Annotated in this window: 18 protein-coding genes; 11 read left to right on the top strand and 7 right to left on the bottom strand. The window is 48.2% G+C overall.

Annotated features, from left to right (window positions below):
• Window positions 1-5: 5 nt before the first annotated feature.
• Complete coding sequence (locus ACO0K2_RS15425; RefSeq protein ID WP_423020388.1) at window positions 6-1,058, bottom strand: hypothetical protein; 1,053 nt, start codon at window positions 1,056-1,058, stop codon at window positions 6-8.
• 318 nt (window positions 1,059-1,376) lie between these two features.
• On the opposite strand from ACO0K2_RS15425, the gene ACO0K2_RS15420 reads away from it, so the two are divergent.
• Together ACO0K2_RS15420 and ACO0K2_RS15415 are read left to right on the top strand one after the other, a co-directional pair.
• Window positions 1,377-2,042 carry a cupin domain-containing protein gene (locus ACO0K2_RS15420; protein ID WP_423020386.1) on the top strand — a complete coding sequence of 222 codons (666 nt, stop codon included), beginning with the start codon at window positions 1,377-1,379 and terminating at the stop codon, window positions 2,040-2,042.
• Window positions 2,043-2,059: 17 nt separating this feature from the next.
• Complete coding sequence (locus tag ACO0K2_RS15415; RefSeq protein WP_423020384.1) at window positions 2,060-2,647, top strand: TetR/AcrR family transcriptional regulator; 588 nt, start codon at window positions 2,060-2,062, stop codon at window positions 2,645-2,647.
• A gap of 64 nt (window positions 2,648-2,711) precedes the next feature.
• On the opposite strand, the gene ACO0K2_RS15410 is transcribed toward ACO0K2_RS15415, so the two are convergent.
• The 3 genes from ACO0K2_RS15410 to ACO0K2_RS15400 all read right to left on the bottom strand — a co-directional run bounded on the left by ACO0K2_RS15410 (window position 2,712) and on the right by ACO0K2_RS15400 (window position 5,147).
• The gene (locus tag ACO0K2_RS15410) at window positions 2,712-3,101 is read right to left on the bottom strand and encodes a GFA family protein (protein ID WP_423020382.1); all 390 of its coding nucleotides are present in this window, start codon (window positions 3,099-3,101) and stop codon (window positions 2,712-2,714) included.
• A gap of 241 nt (window positions 3,102-3,342) precedes the next feature.
• A complete protein-coding gene (locus ACO0K2_RS15405; RefSeq protein WP_423020380.1) occupies window positions 3,343-3,885 on the bottom strand; it encodes a hypothetical protein in 543 nt (180 codons plus the stop codon).
• A gap of 284 nt (window positions 3,886-4,169) precedes the next feature.
• The gene (locus ACO0K2_RS15400; RefSeq protein WP_423020501.1) at window positions 4,170-5,147 is read right to left on the bottom strand and encodes an alpha/beta hydrolase; all 978 of its coding nucleotides are present in this window, start codon (window positions 5,145-5,147) and stop codon (window positions 4,170-4,172) included.
• Between the two features lie 172 nt (window positions 5,148-5,319).
• Here ACO0K2_RS15400 and ACO0K2_RS15395 point away from each other — a divergent pair, with 172 nt between their 5' ends.
• From ACO0K2_RS15395 to ACO0K2_RS15380, 4 genes are all read left to right on the top strand, one after another.
• Window positions 5,320-6,162: a cupin domain-containing protein gene (locus tag ACO0K2_RS15395; protein ID WP_423020378.1), complete on the top strand. Its 843-nt coding sequence runs from the start codon at window positions 5,320-5,322 to the stop codon at window positions 6,160-6,162.
• A gap of 278 nt (window positions 6,163-6,440) precedes the next feature.
• Entirely contained in the window at window positions 6,441-8,195 is a 1,755-nt protein-coding gene (locus ACO0K2_RS15390; RefSeq protein ID WP_423020376.1) for a S41 family peptidase, read from the top strand.
• 580 nt (window positions 8,196-8,775) lie between these two features.
• Window positions 8,776-9,471, top strand: coding sequence for a type 1 glutamine amidotransferase domain-containing protein (locus tag ACO0K2_RS15385; RefSeq protein WP_423020374.1), 696 nt, complete (start codon window positions 8,776-8,778; stop codon window positions 9,469-9,471).
• 462 nt (window positions 9,472-9,933) lie between these two features.
• Window positions 9,934-10,713 (top strand): CPBP family intramembrane glutamic endopeptidase, encoded by a 780-nt coding sequence (locus ACO0K2_RS15380; protein ID WP_423020372.1) that lies wholly within the window; start codon window positions 9,934-9,936, stop codon window positions 10,711-10,713.
• 309 nt (window positions 10,714-11,022) lie between these two features.
• Here the strand turns inward: ACO0K2_RS15380 and ACO0K2_RS15375 are convergent, their stop codons facing one another.
• Window positions 11,023-11,382, bottom strand: coding sequence for a CZB domain-containing protein (locus ACO0K2_RS15375; RefSeq protein ID WP_423020370.1), 360 nt, complete (start codon window positions 11,380-11,382; stop codon window positions 11,023-11,025).
• Between the two features lie 951 nt (window positions 11,383-12,333).
• The gene (locus ACO0K2_RS15370; protein WP_423020368.1) at window positions 12,334-12,483 is read right to left on the bottom strand and encodes a hypothetical protein; all 150 of its coding nucleotides are present in this window, start codon (window positions 12,481-12,483) and stop codon (window positions 12,334-12,336) included.
• Between the two features lie 485 nt (window positions 12,484-12,968).
• Between ACO0K2_RS15370 and ACO0K2_RS15365 the strand changes: the two genes are divergently transcribed.
• The 5 genes from ACO0K2_RS15365 to ACO0K2_RS15345 all read left to right on the top strand — a co-directional run bounded on the left by ACO0K2_RS15365 (window position 12,969) and on the right by ACO0K2_RS15345 (window position 20,776).
• The gene (locus ACO0K2_RS15365; protein ID WP_423020366.1) at window positions 12,969-14,321 is read left to right on the top strand and encodes a hypothetical protein; all 1,353 of its coding nucleotides are present in this window, start codon (window positions 12,969-12,971) and stop codon (window positions 14,319-14,321) included.
• The gene (locus ACO0K2_RS15360; protein ID WP_423020364.1) at window positions 14,318-15,049 is read left to right on the top strand and encodes a hypothetical protein; all 732 of its coding nucleotides are present in this window, start codon (window positions 14,318-14,320) and stop codon (window positions 15,047-15,049) included. Before ACO0K2_RS15365 ends, ACO0K2_RS15360 begins: the two co-directional genes overlap by 4 nt.
• 55 nt (window positions 15,050-15,104) lie before the next feature.
• On the top strand, window positions 15,105-17,930 hold the full coding sequence (locus ACO0K2_RS15355; protein ID WP_423020361.1) for an ATP-binding protein: 2,826 nt from the start codon (window positions 15,105-15,107) through the stop codon (window positions 17,928-17,930).
• A gap of 187 nt (window positions 17,931-18,117) precedes the next feature.
• Window positions 18,118-19,539: a DHA2 family efflux MFS transporter permease subunit gene (locus ACO0K2_RS15350; RefSeq protein WP_423020359.1), complete on the top strand. Its 1,422-nt coding sequence runs from the start codon at window positions 18,118-18,120 to the stop codon at window positions 19,537-19,539.
• 88 nt (window positions 19,540-19,627) lie between these two features.
• A complete protein-coding gene (locus ACO0K2_RS15345) occupies window positions 19,628-20,776 on the top strand; it encodes a DUF3667 domain-containing protein (protein ID WP_423020357.1) in 1,149 nt (382 codons plus the stop codon).
• Here the strand turns inward: ACO0K2_RS15345 and ACO0K2_RS15340 are convergent.
• A complete protein-coding gene (locus ACO0K2_RS15340; RefSeq protein WP_423020355.1) occupies window positions 20,773-21,225 on the bottom strand; it encodes an RrF2 family transcriptional regulator in 453 nt (150 codons plus the stop codon). The two genes, ACO0K2_RS15345 and ACO0K2_RS15340, sit on opposite strands and share 4 nt — an antisense overlap.
• Between the last annotated feature and the right edge of the window lie 96 nt (window positions 21,226-21,321).

Here is a 21,321-nt window from a genome sequence, read left to right as displayed (position 1 = left end):
ACGCATCAGGACTGACCTGATGCTGCCGCATCCGTACCGGGCGTGCTCTGGCTTTGTTTTTCTGGGATCTTAAATCCTGCATAAGTGCCAGCACTGATGCCGAGCAACGCCAAGATATTGGTGTCAAACTCGGGCATGGTGACATGTTGCACCACATAGACTAAGAATAAGAAACCAAACAACACATTAAAGACGAGTAACTGAAAGCGATACAAGGTCAAGCCATGGGCATCACTCAGAATGTCGCGCCATAATCCCTGACTTTGACAAACATCCACTTGCTTACTCGCATCCACCCCAGCTGCCATCAAGTACGTTGCGCTACCAATCCCCATCAGGCCCAGTGCATTGACCGACATCGCCGGAATTCCCTGAACAACAATCCACAACCACACATACGAAATCAAGACGATAAAGAACCACCACGCCATTTGTACGCGCGCCATGCTAAATGAACGTGAGCCGACTGGTATCGCCGAATTTCCAGATGGAGCATCGCGAAGCAATGCAGAAAAGCGCCCTAGACGCAGCAGCAGTGCAGTAACGATAGCAACAAAAATAAAGCCAAGAATGACATTAGACGTCTCGAACATTTGGTATCGCATCGTACCTACGGCAAGCGTCTGTTCGCTATGTCCATCATTGAACGACACGGCATACATCACCTCACGCTGGAAATGTTGCCGCGCATCTCGCCATGGAAAGCCCGATAACGATTCACGAACATGCGCCATGTCCGGCGTATCGAGCGAAGGTAAAAAATAGATCAATCCAGTTCGCTGTTCGTTGTTGACGATTCCATTGCAATCATTCGCTTTCAGGGGAGTCAATATCCCATTGATGCGCAAACTCAGTTGCATCAATTGATCACTAGAAAACTGGCGACAGATCTCGGCATTGCCGATGGTAAACGGCGCATTGATTCGGAGTGAAACGACATCATTATTTGCCGTCAATACCGGCGTCGCAGCATGGGCACCGTGAAGGGACAGCAACAACGACCACATCGCGACAAAAAAAGAAACATAGACGCACCCCGTTTTGCATTGCAGTTTCATACATTCTTTCTATTTTGTAGTTGGTCCATTCACCCTAGACTAGACAAAGAAACCCACTCCTCTACCACGATACGCCGCGCCGCCAATAACCATCTCTCTCAGACCAATGATACGATGGCTTTTTCGTCGCACATAGTACCAAAAATGGTCTAATGAGGTTAGTATTATTGCAAAATATGTAGGCATTTGACGACGAGGAAAGAGCAAACCAAGTGCCGTCTTGAACCAAGCTCAGCCCTATTTTTTCCTCAACCATATTGACAAGGATTAACTAAGCAACTAGGATATCTACCAATTAGTTGGTACAATTACACAATCATGAATTTACATGCAGATTACTCACTTCGCGCTGTCGTGCAAACCAACGACTTACCCTGGACGGCCTCTCCTGTGGCTGGGGTTGAGCGCAAACTTATTGAACGCGATGGCGATGAGGTTGCCCGTGCGACATCCATCGTCCGCTATGCGGCTGGCATGCAATTTTTTGCCCACCAACATGCTCTCGGCGAAGAGTTTCTGGTGCTGGAGGGCGATTTTAACGATGAGTTCGGGACTTATGGCCCGGGTACGTATGTCAAAAATCCATCCGGCTCATCGCATACACCGTTCACGGTGCACGGTTGCACCATCCTCGTCAAACTGCGCCATCTCTCAATCGACGACACTGAGCGGGTTGTCATCGATACCAACACGGCCGAATGGTACCCTGGTACCGCGCCTGGTCTCTCGGTATTACCGTTATCGGAATTTGGCACCAGCCACACAGCGTTGGTACGGTGGCAGCCTGGTACACAATTTAAAATGCACCGACATTTCGGCGGCGAAGAAATTTTTGTACTCGAAGGCATGTTCCAAGATGACTTGGGCAACTATCCAGCAGGTACCTGGATCCGGAGTCCCCACATGAGCGCCCATGTTCCCTACAGTGAACAAGGCTGTCTGATTCTCGTCAAGGTGGGACATCTCCCCTCGACTGATCTTTAACTGATATGCATTAACCTATGAAACATTTTTCAGAAATTTCTCCAACGGCAGAACGTGTTGTCGATGCCGCAGAAGGCCTGATTCAGGAACGCGGCTACAACGGATTCTCTTATGACGATGTCGCCAAACTGGTCGGTATCAAAAAGCCGAGTATCCACCATCATTTCGCCACAAAAAGCGAACTGGCCGCTGTCATTGCACAACGGTATACACACCGTTTTAAAGAATCCCTGCTACAGATTGAAGGACGATTTGTCAAAGCAGATGACCGCTTATCGGCCTATGCAGGTCTCTTTGAAAAAACCTACAGTGTCGATAAACACCTCTGCGTGTGTGGCATGCTTGGCGCTGAAATGAGCTCTCTGCCTGATATCGTGAATCACGAGGTCGACCGCTTCTTTGAGGTTAATCTGCAATGGCTCACCGAAGTGATCGAAGAAGGACAGCGTGCAGGGCACTTAACAACGATCATTCCTGCGCAAAGTATGGCAGAGACTTTTCTCGCGATGTTGGAAGGTGCGATGGTTGTAGGACGCGGCATGCAAAAAGGAAGCGGTCCATCGCAGATCGCCAGTCATTTTCTGAAAACGCTGGTCAAACCATAAACAAAGGCGAGGATACTGCGGTATCCCTGCACGACCGCCAACAGCGATAATGTGAAACGGCTATTCAGGTATCGATGAACGTCCATGTTTCCGCACCATCGAAATGGCGTATTTTGACGCGCGCTTGTAATGCTGGATCAAAGTTATTGAGATTGACGCCATGCCGGGCTCCTAGCACACCATCCAGCGGCTCCCAATGTGTTGCACAACCACAATGGCGGCACCGAATTGTTCTGAGTGTTTTATCTCCCCAGATATAGTCAGTCGTATGTTCCGGATGCCCTTCGAATTGCACCGTGCCCAATTCAAAATAGGCCCAGATTCCACCTAATCGTCGGCATATCGAACAATTACATTTTGTCGCCACCGTTGGCATCACTGGCAGCGTTATACGTAACGCGCCACAATGGCACGAGCCCGTCAACAGATTGCGTTCAGCTTGTTCTTCAGTCATTCATGTCTCCCATCCTCACAAATGCATTGAAGACTGGTGATCGCACGATCACCAGTGAAGCAACGCAAAAAAATGAACATCTCACCTTCAGCGCGCATCCTCCATCTTCACAAGATGTCGCACCATAAAACGGCGCGCTGAACGTGCTATTTATGTTCATTTGATTCTGAGCTGGGTGCCACAGAACGTCAAGCTCATTTCTTACACCCGATCAGAAACCGCCTTAGTAACCGACGGTAATTCAAGTCAGAATGAGAATTTTTTCAAAGTGCACGTGGTGCATGAATTCGCGCAAAATCAGTAAGCGCATCGCAAACACATTGTCCTCTGGAATCCCTTGCGTGTGGGCTGGCTGACCTTGAATCACCGCCGCAAGACGGCTAAAAACACCCTCCATCGCATCAATCGATAGCACCATCTCTCGTGATTCCGGCACCCCAGCAAGTAGTGCAATCGCTTTGATCTCTCGGCTCTCCGTCACCAGTAATGATGGCTGCCTCACCGCCCGATGGTGTCGCGTGATCTCGTCCTCAATGGGCTCGATCGCCAATTCAAACTCACGAGGCCGAGGAGGCGTATGCCGCAGCAACTCACGCGCCGATTTGACTGCACCGATAGACATCGTCATGAGCACAGGCGGCTCATCACTGTCACGTTGAAGCGCCCCACTGACAATCACACTCTCTTCGTCACCAATATGAAGCATCGTCAACGCTGGCGCACGGTGCATTGTTTGTTGAATCGCAGCAAAACGCTGCAGCGCATGATGGCTATGTTCATTCATGATCTTCATTCTCCTGAAATGATGACGGTGTGGGTGTGCTTTTATATTAAATGTTATCGACCGACTAGTTGGTAGATATACTAGTCGTCTGGTGGGGGCTTGTCAAGTTATGTTGATGTATCTATTGCTCAGAATGACATTAAAGCTGTGTACAAAATAGCCAATTGAAAGCGAACGTGACCGTACCAACAAAAATCTCCCCCAACTTACAGCATGTGGGGGAGGTGTCGTCGAGGTGGACGCGTGCTTTATTGATTCACGTCCTTACGGGGGGCTTCCCCTTTTTATTTCAGTCGCAACTTCAACTCTTCAGCTGCTTGATGTAAGGCAGCCCGTGTTGTTGGGAGGTCTGCGAGAACATTAAGTAGGCCAAAGTCATGAATCATGCCGTTATACCGTGTAGAAACAACGCTCACACCCGCAGCATCAAGTTTGCGTGCATAAGCTTCGCCTTCATCACGCAATACGTCTTTTTCGGCGGTTTGAATAAGCGTTGGAGGAAGTCCTTTCAGCTGCGCGGTCGTCGCTAAGAGTGGAGACGCAGTGATTTCTTGGCGCTGGACTGGATCGGTCGTGTATGCATCCCAAAACCACTTCATCATGTCTTTAGTAAGGAAGTGTCCATTTGCATAGTCGTTGTAGGAAGAGTCTTCAAAGTTAGCATTAGTGACAGGCCAAAATAGTACTTGCGCCTTCAGAGCTGGAGCCCCTTTGGCTTTCGCCATCAGCGCTACAACCGTCGCCATGTTGCCACCGACACTGTTACCAACAATTGCCAATCGTTTTCCATCGACATCAATTTGGCTACCATTTTCGGCAACCCACTTCGTCGTCGCATAAATCTCATTGATCGCCACTGGGTAGCGCGCTTCTGGGGAAGGTGTGTAGTTCACAAAAATGGCGACGGCACCAGATTGCGCAACTAAATCGCGTACGAAACGCTCATGCGTCTGGAAATCTCCCAAAATCCAACCTCCACCATGAACGAAAACGAAACCTGGTAATGTTCCCTTCACACCAGCGGGACGTACGATATGAAGTACGATATTTTTACCATCAACATGAATGGTCTTCTCGCTCACATCAGCATCTGGCAATTTTGCACCTTTTTGTGCGCCAATAAGAACCTGGCGTGCGTCTGCGATACTAAGCGTTTCGATCGGCTTTCCGCCACCTTTCGCCAAAGCGTCAAGAAAAGCTTGGGTTTGATGCTCAACGCCAGGGCTTGATTGGGCAGCGGCGAAGGAGGAAGCGAGGGCCATAACTGATGTGGCAATGAGTTTTTGTGCAAATTTCATGATGTTGATCCTTTTAGGCGATTTAGAAGTTGATGTTTAATGCGGCAGCACTCTTACAACCCGCAAGTAGAATTCTAACCGCAGAAAAAATACTAAATATCACGTAAAATATCATTAACTTGATTAGGAGTATCAAATGAGCGAAGTTTGTACTGATCGTCTAGAAGCGTTGCTTGTTCACTTTCCCGTCAGAGCGCGCACATTTCACGCTGGATCGCTGTGTGGGAGCATTGATGACCATTCGTCAAATAAAAACGGCCAATTACATTTGATCAAAGAAGGAAAGATTAACGTTACTCACTCCTCCGGCGAAACAATAGAAGTAAGAGAACCGAGTTTGCTGCTCTACCCCCGGCCTATTGCTCGTCAATTTGTTACCGATGGCATTGAGGTCGCAACATCCGTCTGTGCCGAGATTGAGTTCGATGGCGGTAATGCAAACCCGATAGTGAGCGCCTTGCCCAAGATAGTTTGCCTACCACTGTCACGGATTGACGGTGCAAGTGAAACGTTGGCACTGCTCTTTGGTGAGGCATTTAGTGACAAGTGCGGCAGACATGCGCTCGTAGACCGATTGTTCGAGGTAGTGCTAATTTTAGTTCTCCGTCAATTAATGGAATCTGAAAAAATTGAAACTGGGATGTTGGCAGGACTTTCACATCCCAAATTAAGAAAATCCCTTATTGCGATGCACGAACAACCCAGCCAAAATTGGTCATTGGATGCACTTGCTGACATCTCTGGAATGTCACGCAGCGTTTTTGCAGGCACTTTCCATCATGTTGTAGGATGCACGCCGGGTGTCTATCTACAGGGATGGCGCGTGCGCTTAGCGCAACAACACTTAAAACAAGGGAAGCAACTAAAAACTATCGCGTTTGAAGTTGGCTATGGCAGCGAAGCAGCGCTATCAAGAGCGTTTAAGGCACAATGCGGAACGACTCCTCGTGAATGGAGAAACGAACACTTGGGAGCTTGAGAATATTGGACAAGCATACGACACGCATAGATCAGTAGTTGCCGATGTCGATCGCTTAATGCGTATGCTGCAAATCTGCAGCATACAGCGCCCTCTTCTCCATCAAATTGCAGGTCAATGTCATTTACGTATAACCTCGACCGATCGTCTAAGGAAAATGCTGCAATATGGGTTATTATAATAATGACAAATTATGGTGCACACCGGACAGTCCTAGTTAACGCCTTCTTAATGCAAATCCGTAATTTTTCCTGACCATTTGATGGAGATAAAAATCTATGCAACGACTCGTTTCTTCGAATCAGGCAATGCGTTGGCTATTTCTTTCAGTGTTGGTCCTTGCACCGATGATTTCAACAGTGCATGCTGCACCGGACACGAGCTGCTCATCAGTAGAAACGGAATATACGCATGCCCAAAAAATGCGCTCTGAGGCGCGCGAGTTGGCTGGCGATGGTTCAGACAAGACCAAGTTGCACCAGGCTGCTGACAAGCTGGAATCTGCGCTGGCCTATTTGGCGCAGCCCGATGTTTATGCGAAATCTACTGGCAATATTTCACTTTATTCGCGAGGGCATGACGTACGATTTGATCTTGCAAGCATCTACATGCAATTGGGGATGAAGGATAAAGCGATGACCGAGCTTGAAGCAATGCAGAAATTCGTTTGGGTGCCACCGCTTGGTGAATTGATACTCAAAGATCCAATATTGGCACAACTCAAGGACGAACCCCGTTTTCAAGCAGTAATCGCAAACGCGAGACTACCAGACCACCTCTGGAATGTACCCTCGATCGCGACACCATTCAAGCCAACCCTGAGCATAGAAGAAAGAGTAGCTGGCCTCTCGTTGTTTTGGGCCGAAGCAAGGCAAAATTTCGTCTACTTTGACCACGTACCAACACTGGAATGGGACAAGCTCTATATGGAGTATCTGACAAAGGTGATGGCGACGGAGAAAACCAGTGACTATTACAACGTTATGATCCAGATTGCTGCGCAGTTACATGATGGCCACACCAACATCTACCCGCCGCAAGAGTTGATTGATTCATTTTATTCAAAGCCACCAATGACGACCGCCATGATCGAAGACAAGGTCTTGGTACTATCGGTAGAGAGTGACTCGCTTGCCAAGCTCGTGAAAACTGGTGACGAAATCATCTCGATTGATGGCATAGATGTACAGCGTTATGCCGAAGAGAAAATTGCTCCCTATGTCAGTAGCTCGACGTCGCAGGACCGCCGCTTGCGCATGTTTGGATATCAATTGCTCGACGGTGATGCCAACCAGCCGCTCACGCTACGTATGCGTGACAGTATGGGCAAGGAATATTCGGCGACAGTGAAAAGGTCTGGATATACTGACATTCAAACTCCTGAAGTATTCACTTTCAAGATGCTGCCAAACGACGTTGCTTATTTCGCGTTAGATCATTTCGAATCAGATGAGAGTGTTAAAGCTTTCGAGCGGGCATTACCCCAGATCATGAAGGCCAAGTCATTAATCATCGACATGCGCCAAAATGGCGGCGGATCAAGCAATTACGGCTACGACATACTGAGCTATTTGAGTGATAAGCCGATTTATACGGAGACTAGCTATCAGCGTTCTGAGGACGCGGTGATGCGCGCGCGGCTTGGAGCATTCGTGAAATGGGCACCGTTAACTGGCAACAGTCAACCGTTTCAATCTCCAAAGCACGAACACATCTTTACAGGCAAGGTTGAGGTGCTGACCAGCGCGCAGACGTATTCTGCGGGAGAAGATTTTGTCGTCGCATTTCAGACCATGAAGCGCGGGAAGACGATAGGGGAACCTACCGGAGGCAGCACGGGCCAACCACTACTCTTTGCACTGCCAGGAGGCGGTAAAGCCCGCATCTGTGTGAAACGGGATCTGTTTCCAGACGGCCGAGAATTCGTTGGTAAGGGAATTCAACCGGATATTAGCGTGGCCCCAACGGTAAGCGGAATTAGGTCGGCGCGTGATACGGTGCTTGAGCATGCGCTCGAATTATTACGTGACTAAACACCATCTGCCCTCACTTTTTATATTACCTTGGCACTACGTATTTCAGTAAAAATCGGCAGTCCCTCCGCAAAAAAAAGGGACCAGGCCTGCCGATCAATCTCTTGCGATCCCGTCAGTGATGAGTACTCCACTCAAATTGAAATGCTCTGGTTGAGCTGTAAATACCATTTTATTTGGTTCGGATGCAATCACACATTCGAGGTCAACTGTTGGCAGGCGAACCGCCCTTCATGATCTAACCGCGCCATCTCACTGCACGCCGGCGAATGCGTCAGACCCAGATGTCCTGCATACGAGCAAAGCCGGTTGAACGTACGACCTCCACAAAGCCAGTAATACCATCGCATCACTTCTCTCGCTACGAGATAGTAGCAACCGAATGTATTGGCGAAATTTTAGCTTCAATAGCGGGAATAAATCTCTACATGAGACGGTCTTTTTTTAACTTACCATGCCGATGTCATTGAAAGCGGGAAAGTACGGCGAGAAACATTGGGCCGTTTTTGGCCCTATTCAGCTACTGACCCTTGGCAAAATCGCGCTGTTGACCGCCCACTAAACCTTTAAAAAGACAATCATGACCAAAAACGCCAATCAACTCAAGCCCGTCCTTTTCGTTGTCACAAGCAACGCTGTAAAGGGGGCAACAGGTATTCCAACCGGCTTCAATCTTGCTGAAGTCACGCACCCACTAGAGAAATTGCAAGAAGCAGGCATTCAGGTAGAGTTTGCCTCGCCTAAGGGCGGCGACGCTCCATTGGACGGGTTAGAAGACATGAAAGATCCAGTTATTGCCCGCTACTGGGCCGATACAGACTTCCGCCATGCCATCTCCCATACATTGTGCTTGGATGATGTGGATCCCTCACGTTACTCCGCCATCATGTTTGCCGGAGGTCACGGTACGATGTGGGACTTTCCGGATAACCAGTCCGCGCAAAAGGCCATTCGAGAAATTGATGCGGCGGGTGGAATCGTCTCTGCGGTGTGCCACGGACCAGCGGCATTGATCAATGCGCGCCGCATCGACGGCAGCTTGTTGGTAGCAGGAAAGCGGGTCGCAGCCTTTAGCGACGGAGAAGAGGAAGAAGTACAGTCCACGCACATTGTCCCCTTCCTGTTGGCATCCACGCTCAACGAACGCGGTGCACATCATCAGAACACACCAAACTGGTCAAACAACGTCGTCGTCGATGGCCGACTCATTACGGGACAGAACCCTCAGTCCGCCGCGCACTTGGGCGAAGTCTTGCGCGACGCCCTATTGGCTTGATCGGTCTCCGATGGATGGAGGGTAAGGTGCTAAGCAAATCTGAGTTCGTTTTTTCAGTGAATGCGACGGCACCCGCGCCCTTCATGGGCCGAATAAATCGATAAGTTGGGCTACTTTTTAAAGATGTAGAAAGCAGTCAACACCAAGACCAAACACGCTCCCGCGATTGACAATACCACTGTGGGATCCCCAACAGCAAACGCGTCTTACTGAAATTCATCCAGCGTCACAGAGACCGTTATAGGGCAGTCCATTACTCCATTTTTGTGGTTTGTCGCTTCTGTTGCGACCTACACCATACGTAAAGGATAGGCTTCACAGACCAGCCCACATGATTAACAGAATTCACGAAAGAAATGCACTGCTCTCCAATTTGTGATCAGGGATGCATTCAATAATAGACAAATCGGCCCTAGTATGCGAATGTTAATAGATATTCACATATTGACTGAGGACTACACCATGAACCCGTGGCAAATCCTGTTGGCATTGTTGGTGGTAGTCATTTTTCCGATTCTGGATCTGAAAGAAACGCGCTTGATGCGAACGTTCACTTCCTGCATGAGGCGCATCAACTGGTACCGAAAAATCATCGCCTCTTTGTGGCTCGCGGTGGCCGCAGCGTTCTTCACTTCTCCTTTATCAAGTTTGGTACGAGTACAACTCGATACCACGGAATCAGACTGGATGCTTGCTCATCCAGTTTCATCGGGCATTGCATTCACTGCGGCAAGCGCGCTGCTCTTGCTGTCTTCCTTATCGGGCCTCCAATGCCTCTGGAACGATACTATCAGACAACGCATCGCGCCGGCTTTGGCCTCAATGCAATTTGTACTGCCGGTTTCAATCATTGAGCGACGCTGGTGGATCGTCGTTAGCGTTTCAGCAGGTGTGTGCGAAGAAATCCTGTTTCGCGGTTTTCTGTTCAATTTCCTCCACAGCGCACCACCAATAGGCATGCAATTAGGCGCGATTGCGGCATTGATTCTCACGTCCCTGTCCTTCGGATCCAGCCATCTATATCAAGGCTGGCAAGGCATGTTGTCATCGCTATTGATTGGCATGGCCTTGGGCGTGTTAGCGATCATGACGGGAAGCCTCCTGATACCGATTCTGCTCCATATACTCATGGATGTGAAAATGCTCTGGATGTACAAACCGCTGCAGGACAATCCAATTCTTGCATCAAAACTGATCAGCGGGCATGGGCCTGACGAACGCATTTCTGTTAACTTTCGATAGATAAGTTTGCGTCAAGAATTATAGCTATGTACGGCTTGATTTTACGGGATGCTTACACATCTCATTGACGCTTGACTGGTAACACAAAGCGAGAGACTGCAGTTAAATACCGATTGTTTGGAGACATGAATTCGGCACCAAGTTGTCCACGCCGTCTTGGCGTATTGATTCCGTCTTCCATTATGGAGAAGTGTCCACTTAACATGTAGACACGATTATTTATGCTTACATAATTCGCGATAGAGACAAGGACATCTATGTAATTAAAATTAGAATCACGACACTTCTATCTCATTTTGAATAGCAAAATTAAATATTAACTTCCTTTTTTAATTTCATAATTGCTACTCCGACAGAGCTAGAGGCAATGGTATACGTTGTGCCGGCACTAATCATTGCTTCTGCCTCAACGAATTTTTTTGCATTAATCGCCTTGGCAACTTTCCCAGCTTCAGTGTGAAATACTGCATGTTTCGCTAAACAGTCCTTGTAACTACTCATGGCTCCATATTTGGATTTTGCCTCTCCATGTAGCCATTTCCCAAGGTCACAACAGTTATCTCTACTTATTGTGGATACATCCATTTGCTCTTGCTTTGAAATTGCTCCTCTGAATTTTGTCTTCCATTCTGCATGCTTGGCTACTGCATTTTCCAAATTCATCATCATCTCTCGCTTTCAAGTAGTTAAAAATTTAACGTCAAAATAATCGTAATTTCTATCTATAAAAATTGTTTATTCAATAAAATCGAATTACAAAAAATATAAATATTTTCAAGTTTCAGAAAAGACAAATAGATTGCTCACATGTTCATAACATCTATCAAATGGGAGATAAATTTTTATAAAAATGCGCCTAAATTTGATATCTGCAACCGACACTAACCATGTAACTATTAATGAATCTAGGTCAGTAAAGATAGCAATCTTCTTGCATTACTGATAATTTATGGAAACCTTACCATAATGATTAAGATATATATCTATATTTTTTCTCTGCTTGATATATATCTAAGCCAAATAAAAAATATCAGCGTGAAAACAAAAAACTATGTACCTTTTGTAATGCTCTTCTAATCAGTACTTGGTCTCACTAGAGTTTGAGGTTGATGAAACAATTGGCGTTCGGCAAGTGCAATCCCATTGAGTTTTCGTCATAACGACGAAACGATGCACGAATGTGGCGTTATCGTTGATCACGCCACAGTACGTCGATAGGCCGAGAAGATATCGCCTGCGCAAGCTAGATGTTTCGTTCACGTAAGCGGTCCGTAAGTCAGCGTAAACGAAGGGATGAGACATTGATCAAGTTGAGGGTGCAATAGAAATATTTGTATCGCGCCGCTGACCGAGAGGGACAAATCTTCGATTTTTCGCTTACAGCTAAATGAAATTTAGCCACTGCGCGTCGCGTATTTGGACATGCCAGTAGACAACGCGATTTACCTAATTCAAACGCGATTGGCAAAGGCGGCGATAAGAGCGTAACCATCCTCAATATCATCGCGTACACCGGCGCTACCAATCAAATGCGCCAGAAGAAAATCTGCATCACATGCTCGAGCAAGACCATAGAGCCATCAAGCGAGTAACTTGTCCCAAGACAGGTTTGAAGAATTTCTATTTTTTAAACAAACGATCAATCTTAATATCAACAAAAACCGCACGATCTAGCAGATCAATAAACAGACCGTAACTCTTGTCACCATCTACCGCATATTCATCTAAAAATCCTCTAGCTCCTACATACTCATCCTCGACATCGTTCATTTTTTTATCTGCCTAAAAAAACTTAATATGAGACTACTTAAGCGTAGTAAGTAATACCCCTCTATTTCTTGAAGCATTATTGAATACAGGGTTATCAGACAACACCCCATGTATTGAAAGTCAATAGGATGCGTTTCCTGAGATGCCAATTAATGCCGTGTTTCACATATGAATGAGCAGCTTTTTCAAATGCCAATCGGTGGTTTATTTGATGTCAATCTGTAATAAATATTCAATCGCTTGCGATGGGAGTTTAGTGTGGTGTTGGCACAGGCGATTTTCATTTCTGAATATCGATGGTAAAAATGCTGAATATCAAGGTAACGATGACCTTGCACATGAACGTCGCCGTTTCAATTTTAATCAAAAAATAAATATTGTTAAAATAACACTACGTTTTGCCCACGATTTTGATGCAGGTATAATGTGCTTGTAGATTTATATAATTATTAAAATAGCAAGTGTAAGGTATTCGATAAAAGTGCATGCAAAATTTTAGTGACGACTCCCACGTGCAGAATGAGGAAGACCTTGCTCTGCAGACGTACTTTAAAACCGGTATTAGCCCTGATGACGTTTCTGCCATCTTCCCGTTGAGGCGCGGCCAGCCTGTATTGCAGGCGTTTACGGCGTTGTTTCATGGGGGATTGAACGGGGTATTGTTGCGCTTGTTGGTTTTACGCGAACTGACAGCGGATGTGGATTCCCCCTCGCTAACCCGCGCTGATATCAATACCAAACTCGGCTATCTGGAGCCAGAAGCACTCGAAACGGTACTGGCACGCTTGCGCTCTACAGGATTATTAATCTGGGATGCCAGTCAATCGGTCTATCGGATTGCACCAACGGCAAGGAATGTGCTGTCTGCGGTCGAATCTTTGTTGCAAGTCGAAGAAAACAACGACCAAGCCGAAATGAGCTACATGCTGACCCAGGTTGCGGGGGCACAGGCGGTGGGCGGCGTGTCGGTTGAGCAATTGCATCATCTTTTGGGGCGTTTGATTGAGCTGACCGAAGAATTTTCTGATGCGATTGCCTCGGGTTCTGAGTTTCAATTGCGCACCGCACAACAAAAGTGGCATACGGCATGTGACTGGGTGGAAAAAGGATCGCAGATTATTCATGCCATTACACATGATGAGCGTGCAGATGCTGCCACACACCGTGCGGCACAAGCCATTGGTCGGGCGCAGAGTGCCCTGCTGAACATGCAAGGGATGTTTTCTCGTGCATTGAACCAAATTGAGCGCCAACGCGTTCACCTTGGCCAATCTGGGTTATCCACGACGGATATTAAGACCTGGTTGCTGCAAAAAGAAGATCTCGCTGCCTTGGCCGACGATGCTTTAGCTCAACCGGTTACCCCGTTATTTATTACGCCATCTGAAATGATTGACGTGGCGGAAAGTGAATTACTAAGCCATCGTGTATCGGCGATTGCTGGCGCTCTGCCTGTCGGTGAAAACGCGATTTCGGTTGCCAATGACGATAGTGACGCGTTACATGAGCTTGACCACTGGCTGGGATTATTGCATCAAACCGATGTGAAAGAAAAACCGGTTGCGCTGCAAGACATTTTGCTCCCTGCAAGCTTTGCCATTGCCTCTTATCGCGCTTCTATGTTGCCGCTTCTTGGTGATGCCAATGAATCGGCATTGCAAGGCGCGACAGGCACGCTGGCACGACTGCCGCTCGTCTTTCAGTCTAAAGACAAAATGCAAAAAATCAATGACCCGCATATTGCCGCGATGTCCATTGCCAGCCTGAGTATCAGCAATCGCCATGACAATGACCCGGCGCTCGCCGCGTCCTCCATACCAAATAGTGAAACACCATGACTGAAGATGCACAAATTCTGATCGCCCGCCTGTTGGCGCACCAAACGCTGCGCCGCGAGGATAAGCTCGTTAAGCGTGCCTTGTCAGATGAAAACTTCCGCACTGATCTCGATACGCGACTCAAAGCCTGTGGCATGAAGTTTGTTGATAACGTCTACGCTGACTACGTCACATTGGCCTTAACTCGCGATAGTGAATCCAAAGTATTCGGCACCAAAGAAACCTGGCAGAACAATAATTTTGGGCTGGCACGGGATGGCGTCGCGCTCTTGGTGGTGTTGTGGTCATTAATTATTTTACCGAAGCGTGAGCGACAAGAAGCCCATCAACTGGCGGAAGAAGATCAGAACGACATGTTTGGCAAAGAGAAACCGTTGCCACGTGCCGAGGATACGTCGATTGGTATTTCCTATCGCGCGTTGTTGGCGGATTTTGGTGACAAGCTTGGGAAAAAAACCCGGATGGACATGAACCTCGGTCAACTAGCACGGGTCGGTTTTATTGAGCGTAAAGGCGACATGATTTTAGAGGGGCCGTTACTCGATCTTTTGATGGATACCGATACGCTGAAAGATCGGATCATCAACGGTGCGCTGTCCGATATCTTCCATATCCCTGCACCGCGTACGCCAGCCATCATCGCTTCCGAAACGACTGCCACCGAGACGGCGATCACAGAGGCGACGGCAACGGAAAGCGATGAAGAAGAAGCGTCCGATCACGACTGACGCGCCATTGCTTCTCTGTGCCTAGCAACGTTCACCAGACAAAAGAATACACACCATGTTTCATATTAAATCGTTAGAGTTGGTTCATTGGGATTACTGGCAGCGGATTAAAAATATTCCGCTCGATGCCAAGATCATCACCATTGCAGGTCAAAATGGTTCTGGTAAAACGACCCTGCTCGATGCCTTGCGCACCTTGTTTGGTCTCGAATGTTCGATGGGGCGTTCGTACAAACACTATGCGCGCCATTCTGGTCAACAGACAGCATGGATTCGCTCTGTGGTGGATAACAGCGCCGTTGGACCGCAAATCTCGAATCGCCCTTTCCGCATGTCCGGCTTGTACGACGATGAAGTCACGCTTTTTTGTAAAATCGAAAAAAATGGCGGCGATTGGAAGCGCCAATATTTGATGCGTGGTGGCAAAGTAGAGATCGAAGAAGTGACCGATGCCAATGATTGGCTGGGTGTGGAAAGCTATCGCAAACGTCTATCGCATGCCGGTCTCTCTAACGCCATGGGCAAAGTGCTCGCGCTTGAACAAGGTGAAACCGATAAGCTCTGCGAATACGCACCACGCCAGTTGCTTGATCTGGTGTTTCAGGTATTTGGCGATAAAGAAGTCCTCGATGCCTATGACGATGCAAAGCGTCATCAACGCGATACCGAGACAGAGTTACAACGGTTTGAAACCGAACTCGAAGCAGCAAAAGCCAATCTGGAAGGATTGCGCCTCAAAGTCGCGAACTACCATCAGTATGAAAGTCTGAGCAAAGAAAAACGCGATCTGCAGGAAGAGATTTTACCTACCCTGCAGTACCACGAAGATTTGGAAAAAGCGAACGCGACGAGCCATGCGTTACGCGCTTCTAAACGTTTTCTGAAAACGCAAGATGAAGCCTTGTCTGAACGACGTCAGCATCTTGCCCATCAGGCACAACTGGTAACGGAAGCCAAACAAGCGGAAGCGGCGCTGGAGTCAGAAGAGTCGGCATTGCGCGAAAAACTCTCGCACATCAATGCCAAACTCAAACCGCAAGAAAGTTTGTTAGAACAAAAAGCACGTCTGCAGAAGCTGGCCGCAGAGGCCGACGCCGATGTCGCAACCATCGCTGATGATTTGGAGAAAAAAGAAGCGGAGCTCTCACGTCAAAAAGCAGAACGCGATAGCTTAAGTCAGCGTATCGCGGCTGAAATGGACACCATCGCCGCGCTGCAAGGCAAATCGAGCCTACCTGATCCTGAAAACGTTCGCCAAATGCGCCGTGCACTGACCGAGGCACACATCGATCATTGCATGTTACCTGACATCGTCGAAGTCACTGATCCGACATGGCAAGGTGCCGTCGAAGGGGTGTTGCGCGGTTATACCTCGGTGATTTTGCTCGATAAAGCCAGCGATGCCGCCGCCGCGTATCGGATTGGTGAAAAGCAGAAATACAGCCACTTTATCGTACCAGACCGTATCAGCGCCCCGGTCGTCAAAGACCAAAGTTTGCTCTCAGTGGTCAATTTCACCGCCCAAGCGCCGGGCTGGTTGATCGAGCAGTTACAACGGATTCATACGGTATCGTCCATTGAAGCGGGAATGAAACTGCCGCGTTCGCAAGAATGGATTACGCCGGATGCGTACCATTTTGAGCGCCGTGGTGGACGTTCCCTGTTTGTCGAGGCCTCGCGCTATCGTTTTGGTAATGCGGGCCGCACGCAACGTCTCGAAGCGTTGTTGAAGTCGTTGCCACGCTTGCAGTCCCAAGAAGATGTGCTGACCATGAATATCAGCAAATTGGCCGGTGAAATCAGTGCATACAAAGCGCGCTTAGCGGGTGTCGATGCTGCAAAAGAACTCAGCGCCCGTCATGCTGAATTTGAAGAAGCCACCCGCAATACCCAGCCGCTGAAACAACAGCGGATTGAAGTTGGTAGCCGTCTTGGCGAGTTATCACCGTTGCTCAAAGCGGCGACTGAGCAACGTTCTATCGCTCATCTGAAATGGGAACAAGCCAAAGCAGCCATTGCGGACGCAGAGAACCAATTGCGTACAGCAGAAAAACGGCATGCCGAAGAGCGGCAAGCGCAGTTTGAAACATTGCGTGCGATGCGAACCACGTGGCAAACATTGCCGTCCAACTGGAAGCGGAGCTCGCACCGTAAGGAGTTGGTCGCTGAACACGAAAACGTGCACCAGATCGAACTGCGTATCCGTAGCCTGAGCAACAACTTGGCACGTGATGATTGGGAAACCGATGCCACGGTAGTGGATCAGTACACCCGCTTAAATACCCTATTACAAGGGCGTCAGGCAGAAACCGACGAACGTCGCTATCAGAATAACCGTGCGATCGAAGCCACCGTCAATGCCCGCGCCGCTTACATGGATCGACTGCGCTTTACCATTAAGTCGTATAGCAAAAATATCAAGCAGCTGGGCGAATTAGCGGGAATCGAAGTGCATACCGATCCTGTGAAATTAGAGAATGATGATATCCAACTGGCACAAGCTGGTTTGCATGTCCGCTTCAAATTCGACGGAAAAGGTCCTATTGGCATGAACGACGGTGAAGCGTCGGGCGGTCAACAGGTGATGAAATCGCTGATTCTACTCATTGGCTTGTTGAAATCTGAAGATGGCTCTGGTGGCTTTGTGTTTATTGACGAACCCTTCGCCCATCTGGATATCCGCAATATTCAACTCGTGGGTGAGTTCCTCAAGAATACCGATGCACAGTACCTGATGACGACGCCATTAACGCATAACACCGACGTCTATGATCCGTCTGAATTGACCTTAATCACCAGTAAGAAGAAAAAAGAGATGGAATGGGCACAGCCAATCTTTGTGCTACAACGAAAAACTGAAAAAGCAAAAGAACGCGCTTAGTCGCTTCGTTGCTTGCTTTTCGGTCTGCTCTCTCCCCGTTCCTGCTCATCCCTGCTCGTTCCCCCTCCGCCTCGGCGGAGGACTTTGCCCCACGCCATTTTTTTCTGGTCGCCAACTTGTTACCGTAGCAGTGTTATCATGCAGGCTCTTCATCGATTCTGCATTGCCTCGTTACCTTATTGTGCCTATGCCAAGTCCAGCTATCGTCGAGCAAACTGCCTCCGTTAAAAAGTACCTGCCCTGGGTCGTCGCGATTGCCCTCTTTATGGAGCAACTCGACTCCACGATTATCAATACGGCCGTTCCAGCGATGGCGCAGAGCCTGCAGGTGACCCCTCTTAGTTTGAAAGCCGTCGTCACGAGTTATATTTTGAGTCTGGCGGTGGGCATACCGGTCAGCGGCTGGATTGCAGACAGATTTGGAACGCGCAAGGTATTTAGTTTGGCAGTGGCGATCTTTACCTTGTCATCGGTGCTATGCGGCTTGTCACTCAATTTACCGATGCTTGTTGCCGCTCGCGTACTGCAAGGGATGGGCGCGGCAATGATGATGCCTGTCGGGCGATTGACGATTGTGCGTACGTTTCCGAAATCGGAACTCCTCAATGCCATGAATTTTGTGATTATTCCGGCATTAATTGGTCCCTTGCTAGGCCCCACCGTCGGCGGTCTTATTGTCCACTGGCTTTCTTGGCGGGTCATCTTCTTTGTCAACGTGCCCGTTGGTCTGGCAGCGCAATACCTGATTCATCGACATATGCCAGATTATGTCGGTGAGGTGGCGCGCCCGCTAGATGTCAAAGGTTTGATCTTATTCGGCACAGGCGCAGCGCTGTTGTCGTGGTTGTTGGAAATCTTTGGTGAACATTCTATTTCAGCAACATTAACCATCGCCTTATTCGCTCTCGCCCTGAGCTTGCTTGGCTGGTATGGCTGGCATTCACAGCACACGCCGACACCTTTATTAAAACTCCAACTATTCGCAGTGCGAACCTTCCGGGTATCGGTGGTTGGTGGTTTTATCACTCGTTTAGGGCTCGGCGGTTTGCCATTCTTGCTACCGCTACTTTACCAATTAGGGCTTAATCTTCCGGCCTGGCAGTCTGGGTTATTGATGATGCCTGCCGCTGCGGCGGCGATGTTCATGAAGTTGATTGCCAGCCGCGTCTTGCGCCGGTTTGGTTATCGACAAGTATTGATCGTCAATACCTTGATGATCGGTGTCACGATTTGTAGCTTCTCGCTGGTCACGCCATCAACGCATTGGACCATGATTGTGTGTTTGAGTCTGACCCAAGGCTTTTTTAATTCTTTGCAATTTACCAGCATGAATTCGATGGCCTACGCGGATATCAAGCCCGTCGACTCCAGTATGGCAAGCACCATTGCAAGCACCTTACAGCAAATGTCGATGAGTTTTGGTCTGGCGTGTGGCTCACTCGTCACTGCATGGTATCTGAGCGGTTTGCCCCAATCTGACAAAATTGCGGTGACCAGTGCACTTCACAATGCTTTTCTGACGCTCGGCGTCATGACATTAATTTCATCCATTACCTTCTGGACTCTCCGTCCAGAGGACGGTGAAAGTGTCAGTAAAGGGACCGCTTAGCAACAAAAATGGATGACAGTCGGGCAATTTCTTGAGATGTAGTTCGGGATCAGGCACAATCCAGACTATATTTTTACAGGAAGAAACGATGAACGTCGATGCAGGAATGGGAACAGATGCGCTGGCCGAAGCAGTCATTGTGTCTGAAAAAAGTGGCGATCAGCGCGACCCGCACTACGCACCAGAAGACCACGGAATCTGTGCCAACTGTGAGACACCACTGACAGGGGCATATTGTCATGTCTGTGGGCAATCGGCCCATATCCATCGTTCGTTGCTGCACATGGTGGAAGAACTCCTGCATGGCATATTCCACTTTGAAACAAAAGCATGGAAAACAATCCCTGCGCTCATTCTGACGCCAGGCAAGCTCACCCGTAATTACATCGCAGGACAGCGAACACGGTATGTCTCGCCGCTGGCGTTGTTTTTGTTTTTAATCTTTCTGATGTTTTTTGTTTTTTCACTGACCAGTGACCATAGCAGCACTACAGCAAGTAAAGACTTGGTCGCCGAAAAAGCGGATCTCAATAAGGATCTCAAGCTTGCTAAAGAAAAACTTCAAGTTCTCACGCAAAAGCGCGCGAGCTTGCCGGAGGGAGATCAAGCGCTGGAAGATATCAATGACGAAATCAATTCAACAGTGATAGAAATCACCGCCATCGAAATGGCGGGTAAAGCCAATGGTGACAAAACCTCTCTGGCGAAAAATAAGTCCAACGATCAGACCGTCTCTGCCGAGAATAAAGAGACGGATCAAGAGGGACAATCGACATTCGACCTCAATATCGATGATAAAAACATGAGTTCCTCAGTTCCATGGATAGAAAAGAGACTCCGCCATGCCGCTGAAAACCCTGAATTGACGCTCTACAAAATGAAGAGCGCGGCGTCAAAGTTTGCATTTTTACTCATGCCTATCTCTCTGCCATTTTTGTGGCTCATGTTTGCATTGAAACGCAAATATGTGATGTTTGATCACGCCGTGTTCTCACTGTATTCGCTGTGTTTTATGGCGATCTTAATGATGTTAATTACCGTGCTAGGAAAATTCAATTTGACTGCGATTGCTGGATTGATCACCGTGCTTGTGCCGCCAGTGCACATGTTTATTCAACTCCGAGGCACGTATGATCTGACCAATATGGAAGCATTGTGGCGCACAGTCGCGCTGCTGTTTATTGCAATGATCTCGCTGATTTTATATGCGTTGATCGTCGCTGGACTTAGCACTTAAGAAACGGTCGCTTGCAATCGTAATTGATGCAAACTGATAATCGCTTCGCGGGTTGGCGTTGCCACGGCATCCCGCAGCGTGTATGAATCGAGCACGGCATAAAAACTCTTTTGCGCTTGATCTAAAATGTGTTTGAGCTGACATTGACCTTTGAGCCCACAGGCTGGTTTGGCGCAATCAATCAGCTCGGTGTGCCCCTCTAAGGTTGAAATCAAGTGCCCGAGGCGATACGTCTCTATCGGCTGTGATAGGGCCATACCGCCGCCTTTTCCCCGTGCGGTCACAATCCATCCCTGCTGCGCCAAAAAGTGAACGACCTTCACTAAGTGATTCCGCGAAATAGCGAATTGCGTGGCAATCTCAGTAATTGTCACTGGCTCGGTACGATCTGGGTAGGTCAAATAAATCAGAACGCGCAGACCTAAATCGGTAAAGTGTGTCAGTTGCATAGATGAGGATTCTTCAGGTTCAAGGCACTAGTGCGACATTGTCTCATTAAAATCGCTCACCGCAGCAAGCCGATACGCTTTCCGCTAATCATCAAC

The sequence above is a fragment of the Undibacterium sp. MH2W genome, from assembly GCF_049340215.1.
In the GTDB taxonomy this organism is placed as follows: domain Bacteria; phylum Pseudomonadota; class Gammaproteobacteria; order Burkholderiales; family Burkholderiaceae_D; genus Undibacterium.
Note: the sequence above shows the minus strand (reverse complement) of the source record. Positions and strands in the feature narration are given on the sequence as shown.

Excerpts from the sequence above, each read along its gene's own strand:
- ACO0K2_RS15380 (WP_423020372.1), top strand. The coding sequence starts at position 9,934 with ATGAACCCGTGGCAAATCCTGTTGGCATTGTTGGTGGTAGTCATTTTT.
- ACO0K2_RS15365 (WP_423020366.1), top strand. The coding sequence starts at position 12,969 with ATGCAAAATTTTAGTGACGACTCCCACGTGCAGAATGAGGAAGACCTT.
- ACO0K2_RS15390 (WP_423020376.1), top strand. The coding sequence starts at position 6,441 with ATGCAACGACTCGTTTCTTCGAATCAGGCAATGCGTTGGCTATTTCTT.
- ACO0K2_RS15420 (WP_423020386.1), top strand. The coding sequence starts at position 1,377 with ATGAATTTACATGCAGATTACTCACTTCGCGCTGTCGTGCAAACCAAC.
- ACO0K2_RS15355 (WP_423020361.1), top strand. The coding sequence starts at position 15,105 with ATGTTTCATATTAAATCGTTAGAGTTGGTTCATTGGGATTACTGGCAG.
- ACO0K2_RS15340 (WP_423020355.1), bottom strand. The coding sequence starts at position 21,225 with ATGCAACTGACACACTTTACCGATTTAGGTCTGCGCGTTCTGATTTAT.
- ACO0K2_RS15385 (WP_423020374.1), top strand. The coding sequence starts at position 8,776 with ATGACCAAAAACGCCAATCAACTCAAGCCCGTCCTTTTCGTTGTCACA.
- ACO0K2_RS15375 (WP_423020370.1), bottom strand. The coding sequence starts at position 11,382 with ATGATGATGAATTTGGAAAATGCAGTAGCCAAGCATGCAGAATGGAAG.
- ACO0K2_RS15400 (WP_423020501.1), bottom strand. The coding sequence starts at position 5,147 with ATGGCCCTCGCTTCCTCCTTCGCCGCTGCCCAATCAAGCCCTGGCGTT.
- ACO0K2_RS15410 (WP_423020382.1), bottom strand. The coding sequence starts at position 3,101 with ATGACTGAAGAACAAGCTGAACGCAATCTGTTGACGGGCTCGTGCCAT.
- ACO0K2_RS15415 (WP_423020384.1), top strand. The coding sequence starts at position 2,060 with ATGAAACATTTTTCAGAAATTTCTCCAACGGCAGAACGTGTTGTCGAT.
- ACO0K2_RS15350 (WP_423020359.1), top strand. The coding sequence starts at position 18,118 with ATGCCAAGTCCAGCTATCGTCGAGCAAACTGCCTCCGTTAAAAAGTAC.
- ACO0K2_RS15370 (WP_423020368.1), bottom strand. The coding sequence starts at position 12,483 with ATGAACGATGTCGAGGATGAGTATGTAGGAGCTAGAGGATTTTTAGAT.
- ACO0K2_RS15345 (WP_423020357.1), top strand. The coding sequence starts at position 19,628 with ATGAACGTCGATGCAGGAATGGGAACAGATGCGCTGGCCGAAGCAGTC.
- ACO0K2_RS15405 (WP_423020380.1), bottom strand. The coding sequence starts at position 3,885 with ATGAATGAACATAGCCATCATGCGCTGCAGCGTTTTGCTGCGATTCAA.
- ACO0K2_RS15360 (WP_423020364.1), top strand. The coding sequence starts at position 14,318 with ATGACTGAAGATGCACAAATTCTGATCGCCCGCCTGTTGGCGCACCAA.
- ACO0K2_RS15395 (WP_423020378.1), top strand. The coding sequence starts at position 5,320 with ATGAGCGAAGTTTGTACTGATCGTCTAGAAGCGTTGCTTGTTCACTTT.
- ACO0K2_RS15425 (WP_423020388.1), bottom strand. The coding sequence starts at position 1,058 with ATGAAACTGCAATGCAAAACGGGGTGCGTCTATGTTTCTTTTTTTGTC.